This is a genomic window from Mesorhizobium sp. 113-3-9, assembly GCF_016756515.1.
Lineage (GTDB): Bacteria > Pseudomonadota > Alphaproteobacteria > Rhizobiales > Rhizobiaceae > Mesorhizobium.
In genome coordinates, this window is record NZ_AP023246.1 from 6,456,243 (window position 1) to 6,474,095 (window position 17,853).

Consider the following 17,853-nt stretch of genomic DNA (forward strand, 5'->3'; position numbering starts at 1 on the left):
TGCAGGGGAACCCGAAGGGCGCCGTCATGCCCCTGCGCCCTGATTGGCCGGGAGCACAACAACCTTGGCCCCGTCCGGGACACGGCCGTAGAGATCGATCACATCCTGGTTCATCATCCTGATACAGCCGGACGACATGGCTTTTCCGATCGACCAAGGCTCGTTCGTCCCATGGATCCGGTAGAGCGTGTCCTTGCCGCCCTCGAATAAATAGAGGGCTCGGGCACCAAGAGGATTGCGGTCGCCGCCGTCCATGCCGTTTGCCCACTTTTGGTATTTCTCCGGCTCGCGCGCGATCATGTCCTGCGTCGGCGTCCAGCGCGGCCATTGTCTCTTGTAAGCTATAGTGGCGCTGCCCGACCACGCCATGCCCTCGCGGCCTACCCCAACGCCGTATCGCAGCGCCTTTCCATCCTGCTGCACCAGGTACAGATAGCGGCTCTGCGGATCGACGACGACGGTTCCGGGCGGTTGTCCGGTCGGGTCGTCGACGAGTTGACGCATATATTGCGGCTTCAACCGCGACGATGGCACTGCCGCAACTGGAAACAGCTCATCGGTCACGGCGCCATATCGGTGGTTTTCAGGCTGCATTTCGGGGGTGACGGCCGCGACGGGCGTGGTCTCGGCCGTCGATGCGCAAGCGGCAAGCAAGGCGGGAAGTGCGATGGCGACCAGCCCCGCTCTCATCGATGATGCAATCGTCATTCCGAGATCCCCTGGCCGGCGGCCTGACGGCGTCGCGCTTCCGCCAAGGCCTGCTTGAAGCCGCCATAGTCGAGTGTGGACGTCCGGAACGGGCCGATCAGATAGGTCGGCGTGCCTTGCATCCCAAGCGCATCGGCCTGATCAATGTTTCGTTTCAGGAGAGCTGCGATTTCGTCATTGTGTTTCTTCAGGTCGGCATTGAGCCGAGCCATGTCGACGCCCGATGCCTTCACCGCTTCCAACATCTTGGCGTCGGGGATCTGCCTGCCCGGAATTCCCATCAGGGCGTCATGAACGGTTTCGTACTTTCCCTGGTATTTGGCCGCGAGTGCCAGTCGAGCACCATACACGGAGGCCTTGGTCAGGATCGGCCAATCCTTGTAGACAAGCCGAACCTTACCGTCCTCGGCGACGATGCGCTTCAGGTCCGGGGCGGACTTCTTGCAGTAGGGGCAGTTGTAGTCGGTAAAGGCGACGATCGTGACGTCGCCCTTCGGATTTCCGCCCTCCGGTGCATCAGGATCATGCAGCACGGCCTTGACGTCGACATTTTGCGCGGCCGCCGGCGTCGACAGGAAGGGAGCGAACGACAGCATCGGCGATGCGGCAAGGATCAGTCCAAGCAGGTTTCTTCGGTTCATGGGAAATGTCTCCGTTTCTTTGGGTCTCAGGCGCCGGCATCCGTCAAGCGCTTCGAAATGTCTTCCACGGTGATGGGGCCGACGAGCCGCGAGCCCGGTTGCTCCGCGCCTCGGGCGTCCAGGACGAACATGGTCGGCGGGCCGACGATCCCGAAGCGCTTCATCAACGCCTGCTCCGTTCCGCTCTGTGCCGTGACATCGGCGACGATCACCGGAATGCCGGCCAGGCGCTTGCCGACGGCCGGTCCGGCCAGGATGGCTTCGTTGGACTTGCAGACCGTGCACCAATCGGCGGTGAACGATACGAAGATCGGCTTACCGCCCTCGCCTAGACGCGCGAGGGCGCGATCGAATTCTGCCGACGAGGTGATACGGTCCTGGGCGGTTGAAGTGGACCGCACTGAAGACGAGGATGACGTCAGGAAGGCAAGCGGCCTTGAAGGATCCGTCCCGCCTCTGGCATAGCCCACGATGAGGATCGCGCCATAGAGCGCGGCAACGAGGCCGATCGACTTGGACAGCCTGCCGGACCATGCGCTGGCACGTTCCATCCTGTCGAAGGCGCCGATGAAAACGCCGAGGCCTATCGCGAGCGCGCCCCACATGGCCATCGCCGCGGCATCTGGAACGAGACGCGCCACCAGCATCACTGCCACGGCGAGGAAGACGAAACCGAAAGCGCCTCTGACCTGTCCCAGCCACACGCCGGACTTCGGTAGGAAGCGAGGCCCAAGCGATCCAAATGCAATCAGAGGCAATCCCATGCCGAGGCCAAGGAAAAATAGCGCGATCGCGCCTCTCCATGGGTCGCCGCTCTGCACGCTGTAGAGGATCGCGGCGGCAAGCGGGGGTGTCACACAGGGACTGACAATCAGCGCCGAGCCGAACCCGAGCGCTGCCGCGCCGGCGACGGATCCTCCGCGACGCTGTCCGGAGATCCTCGCGGCCAGACCGGACGGCAAGGTCAGGTCGAAGACCCCGAACATCGATAGCGCCAATGCGACGAATACAGCGGCCGAGATCCCCAGCGCCCAGGGCGTCTGCAACATCACCTGAAGGTTCGCCCCCGACAGGCCCGCGGCGAGGCCGACCAAGCCATAGGCGGCTGCCATTGCGGTCACGTAAGCGGCAGAGAGTGCAAACCCTCGCATGGCAGTCAGCCGCGTGCCGGTCCCGGCAAGCATCGCGGAGAGAATCGGAATCATCGGAAAGACGCACGGCGTGAAGGCGAGAACAAGCCCGAACCCGAGGAAGGCGGCGGCCATTGTCAGCATGCCACCGTTCAGAGCTGTCGTCGCATCGTCGTTGGTGGAAGCATCTGATGGCGCGGCTGGCTCGGCCGCCGACGCCCCGCCGAACGAGGGGCCGTCCGACGTGATGGCGAGGCTCGCCAGATCGATGTCCTTGGAGATCGGAGGATAGCAAATCCCGGCCTCCGCACATCCTCGGTAGGTGACGCTGAGGTGTCCTGCGGCGGGTGCTTCGACGGCCACATCGAGCGTGTTGTGATAGACCTCCACCTCGCCGAAATTGGGATCGTCCTTGCGCTCGCCGGCCGGTGTCTGAAGGGAAAGCGTCTCATCCCCCAACTTTGCCTCGATGCTGTCCCGATAGAGATAGTTGCCTCCATCGATCGCCCAGTGAAGCTTCAGCCCGCCGTTTGCGCCTCGCAGGACGCTCAGCTTGAACACGTCATCCGCTCTCGGCGGCGCCTTGCCGAAGCCAACCTGACCGAAGGCAGAGATTGGCAAAAGGACCAGCACAACCAGAGACCACAGGAGGCGCAGGAAGAACGGCATTTTGTAAAAGGCTCCGTTTCAATTCACGGGCGGAATCTCGACGCCCACCTTAAGGCAGGCTTAAGGTGCGGATCGCACGGAGCCGCATGGCGAAACTGGCGAGCACCATTGAATGCGCATCTTGATCGTGGAAGATGATCCGATCCTCTCGAACGGACTGATCGCCGGCCTCAGGCTTTGCGGCTGGGCAGCCGACGACGTGTCCACTTGCGGTGACGCGGACGCCGCGCTCGCAGCCGCCACCTTCGATGCCGTAGTCCTCGACGTGATGCTGCCGGACGGTTCAGGGATCGATCTGCTCGAAAGGCTGCGCGCAAGGGGTGACCAGACGCCTGTGATCCTGCTGACGGCGCTCGACGACACGCATGACCGGATTCGCGGTCTGGATTCCGGCGCCGACGATTATCTGGGCAAGCCATTCGATCTTGATGAACTTACCGCACGCCTGCGGGCACTCACGCGCCGAAGCAACGGGACTGCCAGCGCATCGTATCAGGCGGCCGGCATCAGGGTGGATCCCAAGACGGCGGTGGTCATCGCCAACGGCTTGACGCTGTCTCTCTCGCGACGCGAGTTGAGTATCCTGATCGCCCTCATGGAGCGCCCCGGCACGATCCGCTCGCGCGGCGAGCTGGAAGATCGGCTTTACGGCTGGCAGGAGGAGATCGAAAGCAACGCGGTCGAGGTGCATGTTCATAATCTGAGAAACAAGCTTGGACGCGATGTCATCGAGACGGTGCGTGGCCTCGGCTATCGATTGCGAGACAGGCCATGAGATCGCTGCGCGGCAGACTGTTCGCTTTGCTCCTCGGAGCGACCGGCATCATATGGCTCTGCGCCGTTGTCTGGATCGGGCTGGGCAGCAGGTCGGAGCTGGAGCATGTTCTCGACACCCGACTTCAGGAAGCCGCTCGCATGGTTCATTCCATGGTGGCGAGCGGCAATGTCAACGCATCCTCGACGCTGCCGGCCCTTGAGGACGGCGCATACGAACGTCAGCTCTCCTGCCAGATCTGGTCACTTGACGGCCGCCTCGTCGCCCGATCGAGCGGCGCCCCGGATCAAAGTCTGGCAGAGGACCAGGAGGGTTATGCGGACAGGACCGTCAGCGGTGAGCTTTGGCGGGTCTACACCATCGTCGATCATACCAAGGGCGTAAGGGTCGCCGTCGGGGACCGGATCGGGCTACGCGACCGGCTGGTGCGCGACATCCTCGTCGGCCTGATCGGGCCTGCCCTGCTGATCGCCCCGATCCTCGGGATTTTGATCTGGCTTGCGCTGGCGCGGGGGCTCGCGCCTCTGAGGGCGGTCACCGATGAGATCGCCAAGCGGGATGGCGAGGATATGCGACCGCTTTCTCCACGCGATCCGCCGGAAGAGATCAAACCGCTGACATCCGCTTTGAATGAGCTATTCTCCAAGGTCGAGGCAGCCCGGCGTCATGAACGGGAAATCACGGCGTTTGCGGCGCATGAGCTTCGCACTCCCCTGGCGGGCTTGAAGACCCAGGCACAGGTGGCGCTTGCAACCCCTGATGGGCCCGGCCGCGAACAGGCGCTTCGTCATATCGTCACGTCTGTCGACCGCACCAGCCGAATCGTTCGTCAATTGCTGGCGCTCGCAGCGCTCGAAGCGGCGCCGCCGCCCTCCGCAGGCGCGATATGCAATATAGGCAGCGTCCTGCGCGACATCGTCGGATCGATGCCCAAATCCGATCTCGTGTCGGTCGTGATCGATGATGCTCTCGACGCGGTAACCCTGAACGGTGATCCCGACGACCTCAAACTCGTGCTTCGCAACCTGAATGAAAACGCGCTCGAGCATATGGCGAATGCGGGGCGCATTACGTGGTACGCGCTGCCTGATCGAAATGGCGTGGCGATCTCCGATGAGGGACCAGGCGTGGATGACGATGAGTTGCCACGCATCACCGAGCGGTTCTATCGAGGGCGCAACAAAAGCGCTTCCGGCACCGGGCTTGGTCTTACGATCGCAACAATGGCGGCGGCGCGACTGGGAGCGATCCTCAGTTTCCGGAAGCGATCCGACCGGCAGGGACTGATCGCCGAGTTACAATGGCGCACGACTTCCCGCTGAAGCCACGTCACGTGTCCTGAATCAGAACCTATCCGCCCGGAAAGGTGTCAGATCGATCGCCGGCGGCAAACCGGCGGCAAGCTGTGACACGATCTTGCCGGTGACAGCGCCTCCGATCAGGCCCTGATGGCCATGGCCGAAGGCGTAGATGACGTTCTTCGCCCGCGACGCCCGGTCGATGACCGGAATGCTGTCGGGGGTTCCCGGCCGATGACCCATCCAGCGTGTAACCTCGCCGACCTCCAATTTCCTGAACATGGGTCTCGCCTGCTTCAGGAGAACATCCGCCCGGTTCATGTTCGCGGGCGCCTTCAAGCCGGCGAACTCGACATTGCCGGCGATCCGCAGGCCATCTTCCATCGGCGAGGCGACGAACTTGCGGTCGGCCGAGATGGTCTGGATGCGCAGGCCGGTATCGGCGCCCTTGACCATGATGTGGTAGCCGCGCTCGCTCTCAAGCGGGATCCGGTCGCCAAGCTTGCGGGCAAGTTCGCCCGACCAGGCGCCGGCGCAAATCACCACGGTCTCAACTGGCATGCGATCGCCACCTTCAAGTCGCACCGCCGAAGGACCGCTGACCCCCATGTCGAAGCCGATGACTTTCGCCCTGACAAACCGTGCACCCTGTCGTGCCGCGTGTTCGGCAAGCCTGGCGACAAGCCGGCCAGGATTGGGGCACTGCCCCTGTTCGGGCAGATAGACCGCGCTCTTGAAGATCGGTGCCAGGGCCGGTTCGAGCTGGCGGATTTCGTCGGCATCGAGGATGTCCACCTTGACGCCGTGCTCGCGCCGCAGCCCGAGGCCATAGGCACCCTTCGACGGACCATCGGCCGTTTCGTGGACGAAAAGCTGGCCGCGCTTCTGCAGAAGATCCTCGCAGCCGGCCGCCTTGATCAGCGGCTCGTAGCACTCGAATGTGTAGCGGTGCAAAGAGCGCATCGCCGCTGATATCTCCTCGACGCGCGGTCTGCGGCTGGCGGCGAGGAAGCGCAACAGCCAGGGCAGCGCGTGCGGCAGATAGGCGAGCCGCACGATCAGCGGACCTTCCGGATCCATCAGCCATTTCGGCACGTTGCGAAGCACACCCGGCATCGAGTTCGGGATGCAGGATCCCGGGCAGATGCCGCCGGCATTGCCGAAGGAGCACTGCTCCTCCGATCCGGGCAAGGCCGGATCGACCACCTCGACGGCAAAACCCTGCTCGAGCAAATAGTTCGCGGTGCAGACGCCGATGATGCCGGCCCCGATGACCGTCACCTTGCCGCGCGACGTGCTTGTCGATGTCATGTGCCGATCAATCCGGATGTGCCGATCAGGGCGCGATCGCGCTCGGCGTGCCGGCGCGGAAGGCCGGCAGCGACCGCGCCACCATCTGCTGCAGCATGCGGAAGTCGGAGAGATAGGCCATGAAGCGGTAGCCCATCTTGCGCATGTCGACGCCATAGGCGACCGAGCCGCAATGGATGCCCGGAATGACGCCGGCCTCCTTGCACTTGGCGGCGATGTATTCGATCGCCTCGTAAACCGGGGGATAGCGCGGGTCGAAACCGGGCGCCTCGCCCATGGTGACGGCAAGGTCCGACGGACCGACGAAGATGGCGTCGAGGTTCGGCGTCTTCAGAATGTCTTCCAGGTTCTTCACGGCCTGGTCGCTCTCGATCATCGCCATGGTGATGATGGTGTCGTTGGCGTGCTGGAAATAGTCCGCCCCGGCATAGAGCGAGGCGCGCAGCGGGCCTACGCTGCGGCCGCCCTTGGGGAAATAGCGGCAGGCCTTGACGAAGGCATCCGCTTCCTCGGCGGTGTTGACCATCGGGCAGATCACGCCATAGGCGCCGGCATCGAGCACCTTGCCGATGATCGCCGGATCATTCCACGGCACGCGCACCATCGGCGTCGTATCCGTCGTCGAGATCGCCTGCAGCATCGGCACGGCGTCGACATAGTCGGTCGCGCCATGCTGGAGGTCGACGGTCAGCGCGTCCCAGCCTTGCTGGGCCATCAATTCCGCCGAGATCGACGACGGAATGCCGAGCCAGCCCGTCACGACTTCGCCGCCGGCGGCCCAGATGTCCTTCACCTTGTTCTTGCGCATAGCCTTGAGGTCCTTTGCTATTGTCGGGAATTCAAAATCAGGTCCGCCGCTTTTTCAGCGATGGCGATGGTGGTGATGTTGGTGTTGGCCGCGACGATCGTCGGCATGATCGAGGCATCGACGACGCGCAGGCCCTGCACGCCGCGCACGCGGCATTCGGCATCCAGCACCGCCAACGGATCGCTGTCGGCGCCCATCTTGCAGGTGCCGGAGACATGCCAGCCCGACCAGACGGATTGCTTGACCCAATCGGCGATCAGCTCCTCATTGCCGAGCATCGCCTGGATGCGGTCGGTGGTGCCGAACTTGCGCTTGAGCAAGGTTTCACGGAAGAACGGCGCGTAGTCGAAGAGGTAGGCCGCGGTCGCGGTCTTGATCCAGTTCGACGGCTTGCGGACGCTGAGCGCACGCGCCTCGTCGCTATAGCCGGCCAGGAACCAGGTGTTGACGTGCTGCTGGACGTCGGGCGACTGCATGATCTTGCAGATGCGCTTGAAGCCGTCGACAAGGCGCATCAGGTCGCGGCCGTCGGAGGCCATGTTCAGATCGACGATCGGCTCGTCGGTCTGCACCGCGGACTTCAACGTCACGGTGCCACGCGAATAGGATTTGTTGACGCAGACATTGAGCGCGCCCATCGCCTTGCCGAGCGGATGCCAGCCGGCGCGGTTGACGGGCATCAGCAGCATGTCGCCAGGGTGACAGTTGGCATGGTTCGAAGAGTATCTGACGCCCAGAAATATGTGGCGCCGCTGACCGGGCTTGAGCCGCGCGGATTTCTTGAAATGCGCGCCGACGGCCAGATGCGGATGATCGGTCAGGTTCTCGCCGACACCGGGGCGGTCGGCGACCACGTCGATGCCCAGCCGCTTAAGCTGCGCCGCCGGACCGATGCCGGCGCGCAGCAGGATGGCCGGCGAATGCAGGGCGCCAGCCGAAACGATCGTCTCGTTGGCGCTATGGATCTTCGTGCGGCCGGCGATCGTGACCTCGACACCGGTGATGCGCGTCCCCTTGGTCACCAGTCTCTCGACAAAGGCATTGGCGAAGATGTGCAGGTTCTTGCGGGCACGCGCCTCGGCGTCGAGATAGCCGATCGCGGTCGAGACGCGGCGGTCGTTCTCGTTCGACAGCGGCAGCGGGAACGAGCCGTCCTCGAAACTGCCATTGTAGTCCGGCCGGTAGGGGTATTCGCTTTCCGTCACTTTGAGGACAGATCTGGTGAATCCGGCCCAGTCCTGCGGAAAGACGCGGCGGATCGGAATCCGCCCGGTCTTGTTGTGAAGCTCGCCATCGAAATCGAGATCGCGTTCGAGCTTCTTGAGGTAGGGCAGCATGCTGTCCCATCCCCAGCCGGGCAGGCCGAGACCTTCCCATTCGTCATAGTCGTGCGGCATGCCGCGCACCGCGAACTGGCCGTTGATGCTGGAGCCGCCGCCCATCACCTTGGCCTGTTCGAGTTTGGCCGTCTTGACCACCTGCGCATTCTGCTTGGGCGAGCGGTTGAAGACGCGCAGTTCGGTCCAATGGTATTTCGGGTCGAAATAGGACAGGCCGGGATAGCTGTCGGCGATCACCTCCGGAACGTCATCCGGCGGCGTGTCGGGCCCGGCTTCGAAAAGCGCGACTTGCTTCGTGCCGTTCTCCGAGAGACGGCTGGCGAGCACGGCACCCGCCGAGCCACCGCCGACAATGATGTAGTCGAATTGCATGTGCTTGCGCTCGCTCAGCCGTAATTGGCCCAGATGGCTTTCTGGCGCAGGAACGCCTCGATGCCGGCACGACCCATGTCCTTGCCGAAGCCGGAGCCCTTGTAGCCGCCGGCCGGATAGGTGAACTCCGGTCCGCGCCCGTGCTGGTTGATCCAGACCATGCCGGCCTCGATCGAATCGGCCGCCTTGAGCGCTTTCTTCAGGTCCGTGGTGTGGACGCTGGCGGCGAGTCCGTAGACCGGATGCGCAGCCAGGGCGAGGCCTTCCTCAAGATCGGCAAAGGTGCGCACCGTCAGCACCGGACCGAAGAATTCGTCCTTGAAGCCGATATTGTCGTCGGCGACGTTTTCGAGGATCGTCGGCGCGAAAAAACTGCCTTCGTTGCGTCCTTCCAGCACCGTGCCGCCAGTGACGACCGAGGCGCCTTCGCTGATGCTGGCGCGCACCATCGTATCGATGCGCTCAAGCTGCTTGCGGCTGATGATCGGCGCGAAGGTGGTCGTCTCGTCCCAGGTCGGTCCCGCCTTGATCGCCTTGGTCCGGGCAATGACGCGTTCGAGAAGTTGATCCGCGATCTTGTCCTCGACGATCAGCCGCGAACCGGCCGTGCAGACCTGGCCGGCATTGTCCATGAACGCCGCCGCGACGCGGCCGGCCACCACATCGATGTCGCCGGCATCGGCCAGCACCAGCTGCGGGCTTTTGCCGCCGAGTTCGAGCGTGACGGGCTTGATGCCGGACTGGGCCGCGAGCGTCATGATCGCGGCACCGGTCTGCGTCGAGCCGGTGAAGGAGATTTTCAGGATGTCGGGATGGCGCACGATCGCCGCACCGGTCGTATGACCATAGCCGTTGACGACATTGAACAGGCCGGCGGGAATGCCGGCCCTGGCGGCAAGCTCCGCCAACGCCAGAAGGCTGTGCGGCGTCAGTTCCGACGTCTTCATTACAACCGCATTGCCGGCGGCCAGCGCCGGGGCGAATTTCCAGGCCGCGGTGATCATCGGGAAGTTCCACGGAACGATCGCGCCGACAATGCCGTAGGGCTCATGCTTGACGATGCTCAGCGCATTCGCCTCGGTCGCGGTGACCGTGCCTTCGATCTTGTCGCAGAACTCGGCGTAGTAGCGCACGACGCCGGCGGTACGTACCGCGTCGCGGACGATCGTCATCGAGATCAGCCGGCTCGATCCCATCGCTTCCAGCTGTCCGAGATAGGTCGCGTTCTCTTCGATCAGCGCTGCAAAACGCATGAGCATGGCGGCACGGTCGCGGGGCGCGATCTTCGCCCAGCGGCTTTGCGCCAGCGCCTTCTTCGCGGCATCGACGGCTTGCTGTACCGCCGCCTCGCCGCCATCGGTGATCAACCCCATGGGTTGGAGATCGGAAGGGCGAAGAACCTCGATCTCCACGCCAAGCAGTTCAATGTACTGCCCGCCGATATGATGGCCCCTGGGAATGGCGATTGTGGCCGGATCGAAACTCAGTGTCATTGGTGTCTTCCTTTTGCGGCCAGCTCGAAAGGGGGGCGCATTCGACGATGTCCGCTTGGCTGTTTTCGCGTGAAGCGGCGTGCCTTCAGCACGCCTTCTCGGCTTCACGCGCCTCGAGGAACGGGCGAAGCAGGTCCGCCGATTCATGGAAGCGTCCGACAAATGTCTTCAGACGCGGATGTTCGGGATGCAGCAGCACCTTGGCGGGTGGCCCCTGCTCCGCCACCAGCCCCTGATCGAGGAATACGACCCGATCGGCGACCTCGAAGGCGAAGCCCAGCTCATGGGTGACGATCACCATGGTCATGCCGCTCCTGGCCAGCTCGACCATCGCCTTCATGACCTCGCCGACCAGTTCGGGATCGAGCGCCGAGGTCGGCTCGTCGAACAGCATCACCTTCGGCTGCATGGCCATGGCTCTCGCGATCGCGACGCGCTGCTGCTGGCCGCCGGAAAGCTGGCGCGGATATTTTTCGACGTGCTGCGACAGCCCCATGAGATCGAGCAGTTGCAGCGCCTTCTGGCGCGCCTGCTCCTTCGGCTCCTTCTTGACGATGACCGGGCCTTCCATGACGTTTTCGAGTGCCGTCATGTGCGGGAACAGATTGAACTGCTGGAAGACCATGCCGGTCTTGGAGCGGATGCGCTTGACTTCCTGCGCTGGTATCTGGGCGCCCTTGCCGTCGGCCTGCCTTTGGAACAGCGTCTCGTCATCGATGACGATGCCGCCGCTGCTCGGCACGTTGAGCAGGTTGATGCAGCGCAGCAGCGAGGTCTTTCCCGACCCGCTGGCGCCAATCAGCACGACCACCTCGCCTTCGACGACCGAGAGATCGATGCCGTTCAGCACACGCTTGTCGCCGAATTTGAGGCAGATGCCGTCCAGCCGCAGGACAGGCTTGTCGCCTTTGTCGATCACGGCGCTTGGTTCGCTGATGCTCATTTGAGGCTCCCGCTCTTTTCGAGCTTCCGGGACAGCAGTGTCAGCGGCACCAGGATGATCAGAAAGATGACGCCGACGGCGGTGTAAACTTCCATCGGCCGATAGGTGAAGCTCGAGATGTAGCTCGCCTGATAGAGAAGGTCGGGAACCGTGATCATCGACAGCAGCGTGGTGTTCTTCATCTGGATGATCGACTGGCCGGCCAGCGGCGGGATCATCTTGCGGAAGGCCTGCGGCAGGATGATGCGGCGCATGCGCTGGCCGTAGGACATGCCGATGGCGGTCGCCGCATCCGTCTGGCCGGGATCGACCGACTGGACGCCGGCGCGCAGGATCTCGGCGTAGAAGGAGCCGACGTAGCAGCTCAGCCCGATGAAGCCGGCCCAGAATTTCGTGACATTGATGCCGGCGAAGATCGGGAAGGCGTAATAGACCCACAGAAGCGTGACGAGCAGCGGAATGTTGCGGAAAAACTCGACATAGATCTGGCCGAGAATGACCAGCGGCCTGAACGTGCTGAGCTGGATAAGCCCGATGAACAGGCCGATCAGCATGCCGGCACCGATGGTGATGACGGTGAAGTACAGCGTCATCAGCAGGCCCTGCCAGAGCAGCCCGATATTGTTGGTTATGACTGTATAGTCGAACATGGCGTCCTCACTGGTTCGATGCACGTCCAGTGGTGGCCTGACCGCCGCACCAGGCGGCGGTCAGGCTGTTGCGATCAGAAGGAGAACCCTGCCGGAAGGATCGACAGGTCGATGCCGCGGGCTTCCCACGAGCGGGCAAGCTTGCCCTGGGCGAGGCCGAGCGAACGCTCCTGCAGGATCCAGTTGGTCAGGAAGTTGATGTAACCGGCATTGCCCGGCTTGCGGGCGACGGCCAGCGTCGCCGGATTGCGCAGGATCGGCTCGGGCAGCGAAACATTGCCGATCTTCTGGTTGGTGATCTGCAGCGCATCGAAGATGGAAAGCACGACGCCATCGGCGCGGCCGGCTTGCAGTTCCATCAACGCCAGGCCACGATCTTCCACCGGCGTGATCTTGGCCTTCGGCAGCAGGGCTTCGGCGACGACCTGCATGGTGCTGCCCTTCTGGACGACGACGGTCTTGTCGGGCGTGTTGAGCTCGGCCCAGGTCTTGACCGGCTTGCCGGGAGGCGTCAGCACGGCCCAGGCGTCGGTGAACAGGGGCTCCCACAGATAGTCGACGACGAGACCGCGCTTCGGGTTCGGATTGACGCCGATGGCGATGTCGATCTTGTTGGACTGGAAGTCTGCGGCCAGATTGCCCCAGGTGGTCTCGACAGGCTCAAGCTTGACGCCGAGCTGGGTCGCGATCTCGCCCAGGAATTCGTAGTAGAAGCCGCTCCACTGGCCCGTGGCCGGATCCTTGATGTAGCCCGGCTCCTCGCCGGTCATCACAGGAACCTTGAGCACGCCGCTGGCGCGGATCTGGTCGATGACGGCGGACGGATTGTCGTCGGCGGAAGCAGCGATCGGCGCGGTGAGCAGGCCAAGACCGATGGTCAAAGCGGCCACGAACGTACGCATTACTGTGAGTTTCATGTCATTCCCCTTTCTGAGTTATTTGTGGTTAGCGGGCTAAAAATCCCTTCGAGAGGGGGTCGCCCTTCTCGAAGTAGATTGTCTGGGTCGAGGTGATGAAGGCCGAGCCCTCGATCTCGATGATCATCGCCTCGCGGCCTTGCTCCTCGACGCGCCTTTGCAGGCGCGCCTCGAACGGAATGCCGAAGATATTCTTGGCGTGATAAGTCTGGTCGGGGTCGATCAGCCCCTTCCCAAGCAGGTAGGTCAGGCGCGCCGAGGTGCCGGTGCCGCACGGCGAGCGGTCGAACTTGTTGGATTCCAGGACAAGAAAATGCGTCGCCGAATGCGCGCTGTCGGCATCGTGGAAAAGCACGCTCGGCGCGGCAGCACCTGCCAGCAGCGGCAGGTCCGTCGTCGCCGCCTTGATCGCGTCCTTGATCCTGGCGCCGGCTTGCATCAGGGCCGACGCATTGTCCGGGATCAGCTTGAAGCCGAGCGGCGCGGCGTCGACCAACGCATACCACATGCCGGCATAGACGGTCGCGGCATCAACCTTGCCGATGCCTTCGACGGAAACGCTCAAGCGCTCCAGCCCGACATAGCTCGGGACATTGGCTATGCGCACCCGGTCCAGCGAGCCGTCTTCGCTCCAGATCAGATGAACAGTCACGATGCCCGCAGGCGTTTCCAGCGTGAAGCTGTCGCCCGTTTCGACAGAGATCTGGCCTGTGAAGGCCAGCGTCCTGGCAAGGCCGATCGTGCCGTGACCGCACATATCGAGATAGACATAGGACGAGATGAAGAACGCGCCATAGTCGGCGACATCGGAGGCGACCGGCACCAGACCGACCATGGCGGCATGGCCGCGCGGCTCATGCAGCAGCGCTGGGCGAAGATGGTCGAAGCGCCGGCGGAAATGGTCCCGCTTCTCCCGCACGCTCGAACCGGAGAGTTTCGGAACGCCACTCAGAATGACGCGCGTGGGGTGGCCGGCGGTATGGGAATCGATGACGCTGAACGCTGACGAGAAGCTGGACACGGACTAGCCCTCTCCGAAGGCGTCGCGAATGCCGGCCCGCATGCTCTGCCAGATTTCCCGAATGAGGTTTTCGGTCATGGCCTTGGCGCTTTCGCCATCGCCGGCGGTGATCGCATCATAGATGCGGGCCGTGTCGTCCAGCGACAGCTGGATGATCTTCGGATCCTGCTCGTAGGCATGATAGCGGTAGCGCAAGGCCTGCTTTTCCAGCCCGCCAAGCAGGCGTGTCAGCGTCTTGTTGCCGGCCAGCGTGTAGGTCAGGAAAGAGCCGCGCACGTCAACGATGAAGAACTGCCGCGCATCGTTCCTGGCCTGGGCCTGCTTCAGCTCCGACAAAAGGTTCTTGAATTCGGCCTTCTTTTCGATGTCGGCGGATTCTGCCGCCTGCTTGGCGACCAGCCCTTCGAGTTCGATGCGGCAGGTATAGACCTCGTCGAAATCGCGCTGCGACATCGGTGAAACCCAGATGCCGCGCCTGGCCTCGCGCATCACCAGGCCGTCGCGCTCGAGCAGCCTGAGCGCCTCGCGCACCGGCGACCGGCTGACGCCGTAGCGCGCGGCGACCATTTCCTCGGTCAACCGCTCCCGCGATTTGAGGCGGCCGAAGATGATCTCTTCCTCGAGCATCTCGGCGAGATTCTCCGGGATGGCGACCGACAATTTCTGGATGCGCGCTAAAATCATGTCGACACCATACTGTATACAATGTACAGGTCAAGCCATCGCGGAAATTTTCTTGTGACGTGCAATCCGCCGGCGGCTTTCCGCGCCCCGCCGGGCTGAAAGGGCCAGGAACATGTATCCAGAGACGATCGAGCTGCTGATTGACGGCGTGTGGTGCCAGGGATCGGACGGCAAGTCCGAACCATTGATCAATCCTGCCACCGAGGAGGTGTTGGCTATCGTGCCTCATGCCACGGTGGCCGATCTCGACCGTGCTCTCGCCGCATCGCTCAAGGGCTTCAAGCTTTGGAAGACGATGACCGCGATGCAGCGCTGGGCGATCATGGACAAGGCCGCCGACCTGATCGAGCAGCGCAAGGAGACCATCGCCCGCATCCTGACGATGGAGAACGGCAAGGCGCTGGCGGAGGCCACCGGCGAGGTGCAGTTCGCGGCGGACGCGACCCGTTGGTATGCGGAAGAAGGCAAGCGCGCCTATGGCCGCATCGTCCCTGCCCGGCTGCCCGGCGTGCGGCAGATGGTGTTCAAGGAGCCGGTCGGGCCTGTCGTCGCCTTCGCTGCCTGGAACTTTCCGGCCAGCAATGTCATCCGCAAGATTTCAGGTGCGCTCGGCGCCGGCTGCTCGATCATCCTGAAGCCGGCGGAGGAAACGCCCGGAACCGCCGTCGCCATCGCCCGCTGCTTCCAGGACGCCGGATTGCCGGCGGGCGTGCTGAACATCGTGTTCGGCGAGCCGGCCAAGGTCTCGTCCTATCTCATCGCCTCGCCGATCCCGAAGAAGGTCTCGCTGACCGGATCGACGGCCGTCGGCAAGCTGTTGCAGAAGCAGGCGGCGGATACGCTGAAGCGCTGCACCATGGAGCTGGGCGGCCACGCCCCGGTCATCGTTTATGAGGACGCCGATCTCGACAGGACGCTCGATACGCTCGTCGCCTTCAAGTTCCGCAATGCCGGCCAGGTATGCACCTCGCCGACCCGCTTTTACGTGCATGAGGCTGTCTATGGCCGCTTCATCGAAGGCTTCGCCTCGCGCGCCGAAAAGCTCAAGATCGGCGACGGCCTCGATGCAAACGTGCAGATGGGCCCGATGATCGCGCCGCGACGGCTGGACGCCATGGACGGCTTCGTCAGCGATGCGACAGCGAAGGGGGCGAGCGTCGTCACCGGCGGCAAGCGGATCGGCAACAAGGGTTATTTCTACGCTCCGACCTTGCTGAAGGACGTACCGGATACGGCGCGCATCATGTCCGAAGAGCCGTTCGGGCCGATCGCGCCGACCACCACCTTCTCAACCTTCGACGACATGATCGAACGGGCAAATTCGCTGCCTTACGGCCTGGCCTCCTTCGTCTTCACCCGCAATCTCAGCCTCGCGCAGAAGACCGAGGCAGCGCTGGAGGCCGGCATGGTCGGCGTCAACCACATGATGGTGTCGACGCCGGAAACGCCGTTCGGCGGCGTCAACGAATCCGGCTACGGTTCGGAGAGTGGCATCGAAGGCCTCGACGCCTATCTGCGGACGAAGTTCGTGACGGAGATGTAGAGCGCGCAATCGATGCGTGCAGAGATGATTGTCGAGCGTGGGGATCAAGGCGGGGCATGGCTTCCGTTTTGCGATCACCTGCCGAGCGCGATGCCGAGCCACCAGACGATTTTCAATCGATCGCGAGCGCAACGATCATCTCGATTTCCACCGTGATCTGGTTGGGCAGTGAACCTGCTCCGATGGCCGATCGGGCATGCATGCCTTGTTCTCCAAACACGGAAACGAGCAGATCCGAACAGCCATTGATGACAGCGGGATGGTCGGTGAAATCTGCAGCCGCGTTGACAAATCCGAGGACCTTGACGATCTCCGCGACCCGGTCGATCGAGCCGGCCGCCGCCTCTGCGACGGCCAGCAGATTGAGCGTGGTCAGTTGAGCGTGCTGGTACGCCTCGCTTACGCTGACGTCGAGGCCGACCTTGCCCGTATACCTCACGCCTTCATGGCTCACAGGGCCTTGCCCGGAGAGGAAAAGCAGGTGTCCATACCGCTTGCACGGCAGAAAGTTGGCGACCGGCTTTCTTTGCGGCGGCAACGTCAGACCTAGCTTTCTCAACCTCTCCGATGGCGCCTCGAATGTCATCGGGCGGCCTCGCCGGCAGCGGTCTGGATTTGCCGGACCGTTTCCTGGGCGATCTTGCCAAGGAGGGTGGCGTCGCTAGTGATGGTGATGACGCGGAATCCCAGCCCTATCATACGCGCGGCATAGGCAGGGGCGGCGTTGTGGAGACCCGCGATCAGACCGCGCCTGCGGGTCCCCTCTATGATCCGCGCGTAGATATCCAGGATTTCCGGTTCTTCCCGATCCAGCGTGGGAGACATTCCGAAGGACAGACCCAGGTCGCTGGGGCCGACATAGACACCGCTGATCCCAGGTACATCCAGAATCGCTTCGAGATTGTCGACCGCTTGCCGTGTCTCGATCATGGGCAGAACAAGCAGCTCGTCATTGGCGAACCCTTGATAGAGATTGCCTGGTTCGCCATAGCCGCCAGCGCGGACTGGGCCGTTCGAACGATTGCCTTTTGGAGGATAAAGACAGGCCGCGACCAAGGCTCTGGCTTCCTGCGCGGTGTTGACCATCGGGCAGATGACACCCCACGCCCCGGCATCAAGAACCTTGCCGATGATTCCAGGCTCATTCCAAGGCACGCGAACCATGGGCGTCACGGGATATGGGCCCATAGCCTGAAAACATTGAATCATGCTGAGATAGTCCTGGACACCGTGCTGCAAGTCGACGGTCAAGCTGTGCCAACCTGATCGAGCCATGACTTCCGCGGAAAAACCGGAAGGGATCGCAAGCCAGCCGTTCAGGCAGGCCTTGCCGGCCGCGAGCCGGGCTTTGAGGGCGTTCTTCAAGAGAATTCTCCATCGGGGTTCAGTGCGCGTGGCGCCTGTCACTGCTAGCCCAAGATTGGCATTTTTGAAATATCAAAAATAGGAAATTTTCTCGCTTGTCGCCCGTGTCCGGTTCAGCAGAAGGCGAGCAACCTAACATCAACGTGCTCTCGGAGCGCCATTTTGGTCGCATCGGACAAATTTCA

At 62.9% G+C, this 17,853-nt stretch carries 17 protein-coding genes; 3 read left to right on the forward strand and 14 right to left on the reverse strand.

Features of this window, described 5'->3' with window-relative positions; genetic code table 11:
* Positions 1 to 24: 24 nt before the first annotated feature.
* From MesoLj_RS31210 to dsbD, 3 genes are read right to left on the reverse strand one after another with little or no spacing between them, the layout of a single operon-like run.
* Positions 25 to 708 (reverse strand): L,D-transpeptidase, encoded by a 684-nt coding sequence (locus tag MesoLj_RS31210; RefSeq protein WP_446720268.1) that lies wholly within the window; start codon positions 706 to 708, stop codon positions 25 to 27.
* Positions 705 to 1,349 (reverse strand): DsbA family protein, encoded by a 645-nt coding sequence (locus MesoLj_RS31215; protein ID WP_202323728.1) that lies wholly within the window; start codon positions 1,347 to 1,349, stop codon positions 705 to 707. The genes MesoLj_RS31210 and MesoLj_RS31215 overlap by 4 nt, the downstream gene beginning before the upstream one ends.
* A 26-nt stretch (positions 1,350 to 1,375) precedes the next feature.
* On the reverse strand, positions 1,376 to 3,148 hold the full coding sequence (gene dsbD / locus MesoLj_RS31220) for a protein-disulfide reductase DsbD (protein WP_202323729.1): 1,773 nt from the start codon (positions 3,146 to 3,148) through the stop codon (positions 1,376 to 1,378).
* 112 nt (positions 3,149 to 3,260) lie between these two features.
* Between dsbD and MesoLj_RS31225 the strand changes: the two genes are divergently transcribed.
* Both MesoLj_RS31225 and MesoLj_RS31230 read left to right on the forward strand, forming a co-directional pair.
* Entirely contained in the window at positions 3,261 to 3,923 is a 663-nt protein-coding gene (locus tag MesoLj_RS31225; protein WP_202323730.1) for a response regulator, read from the forward strand.
* A complete protein-coding gene (locus MesoLj_RS31230) occupies positions 3,920 to 5,245 on the forward strand; it encodes an ATP-binding protein (protein WP_202323731.1) in 1,326 nt (441 codons plus the stop codon). Before MesoLj_RS31225 ends, MesoLj_RS31230 begins: the two co-directional genes overlap by 4 nt.
* Positions 5,246 to 5,266: 21 nt before the next feature.
* Here MesoLj_RS31230 and MesoLj_RS31235 read toward each other — a convergent pair whose 3' ends face one another.
* The 9 genes from MesoLj_RS31235 to MesoLj_RS31275 all read right to left on the reverse strand — a co-directional run bounded on the left by MesoLj_RS31235 (position 5,267) and on the right by MesoLj_RS31275 (position 14,760).
* A complete protein-coding gene (locus MesoLj_RS31235) occupies positions 5,267 to 6,532 on the reverse strand; it encodes an NAD(P)/FAD-dependent oxidoreductase (protein WP_202323732.1) in 1,266 nt (421 codons plus the stop codon).
* A gap of 25 nt (positions 6,533 to 6,557) precedes the next feature.
* Entirely contained in the window at positions 6,558 to 7,340 is a 783-nt protein-coding gene (locus MesoLj_RS31240) for an HpcH/HpaI aldolase family protein (protein ID WP_140775071.1), read from the reverse strand.
* Between the two features lie 17 nt (positions 7,341 to 7,357).
* A complete protein-coding gene (locus MesoLj_RS31245; protein ID WP_202323733.1) occupies positions 7,358 to 9,052 on the reverse strand; it encodes a GMC family oxidoreductase in 1,695 nt (564 codons plus the stop codon).
* A gap of 14 nt (positions 9,053 to 9,066) precedes the next feature.
* Positions 9,067 to 10,545 (reverse strand): aldehyde dehydrogenase family protein, encoded by a 1,479-nt coding sequence (locus MesoLj_RS31250; protein WP_202323734.1) that lies wholly within the window; start codon positions 10,543 to 10,545, stop codon positions 9,067 to 9,069.
* An 85-nt stretch (positions 10,546 to 10,630) separates the two neighbouring features.
* A complete protein-coding gene (locus MesoLj_RS31255; protein WP_202323735.1) occupies positions 10,631 to 11,488 on the reverse strand; it encodes an amino acid ABC transporter ATP-binding protein in 858 nt (285 codons plus the stop codon).
* A complete protein-coding gene (locus MesoLj_RS31260) occupies positions 11,485 to 12,138 on the reverse strand; it encodes an amino acid ABC transporter permease (protein ID WP_202323736.1) in 654 nt (217 codons plus the stop codon). Before MesoLj_RS31260 ends, MesoLj_RS31255 begins: the two co-directional genes overlap by 4 nt.
* 74 nt (positions 12,139 to 12,212) lie before the next feature.
* On the reverse strand, positions 12,213 to 13,055 hold the full coding sequence (locus MesoLj_RS31265) for a transporter substrate-binding domain-containing protein (protein WP_202323737.1): 843 nt from the start codon (positions 13,053 to 13,055) through the stop codon (positions 12,213 to 12,215).
* Positions 13,056 to 13,083: 28 nt separating this feature from the next.
* A complete protein-coding gene (locus MesoLj_RS31270) occupies positions 13,084 to 14,076 on the reverse strand; it encodes a proline racemase family protein (RefSeq protein WP_202323738.1) in 993 nt (330 codons plus the stop codon).
* A gap of 3 nt (positions 14,077 to 14,079) precedes the next feature.
* Positions 14,080 to 14,760, reverse strand: coding sequence for a GntR family transcriptional regulator (locus MesoLj_RS31275; RefSeq protein ID WP_064987884.1), 681 nt, complete (start codon positions 14,758 to 14,760; stop codon positions 14,080 to 14,082).
* Positions 14,761 to 14,872: 112 nt separating this feature from the next.
* On the opposite strand from MesoLj_RS31275, the gene MesoLj_RS31280 reads away from it, so the two are divergent.
* Positions 14,873 to 16,303: an NAD-dependent succinate-semialdehyde dehydrogenase gene (locus MesoLj_RS31280; RefSeq protein ID WP_202323739.1), complete on the forward strand. Its 1,431-nt coding sequence runs from the start codon at positions 14,873 to 14,875 to the stop codon at positions 16,301 to 16,303.
* Between the two features lie 112 nt (positions 16,304 to 16,415).
* Here MesoLj_RS31280 and MesoLj_RS31285 read toward each other — a convergent pair whose 3' ends face one another.
* Together MesoLj_RS31285 and MesoLj_RS31290 are read right to left on the reverse strand one after the other, a co-directional pair.
* Complete coding sequence (locus MesoLj_RS31285) at positions 16,416 to 16,889, reverse strand: RidA family protein (RefSeq protein ID WP_202323740.1); 474 nt, start codon at positions 16,887 to 16,889, stop codon at positions 16,416 to 16,418.
* Positions 16,886 to 17,668 (reverse strand): HpcH/HpaI aldolase family protein, encoded by a 783-nt coding sequence (locus MesoLj_RS31290; RefSeq protein ID WP_244735222.1) that lies wholly within the window; start codon positions 17,666 to 17,668, stop codon positions 16,886 to 16,888. Before MesoLj_RS31290 ends, MesoLj_RS31285 begins: the two co-directional genes overlap by 4 nt.
* Positions 17,669 to 17,853 lie beyond the last annotated feature (185 nt).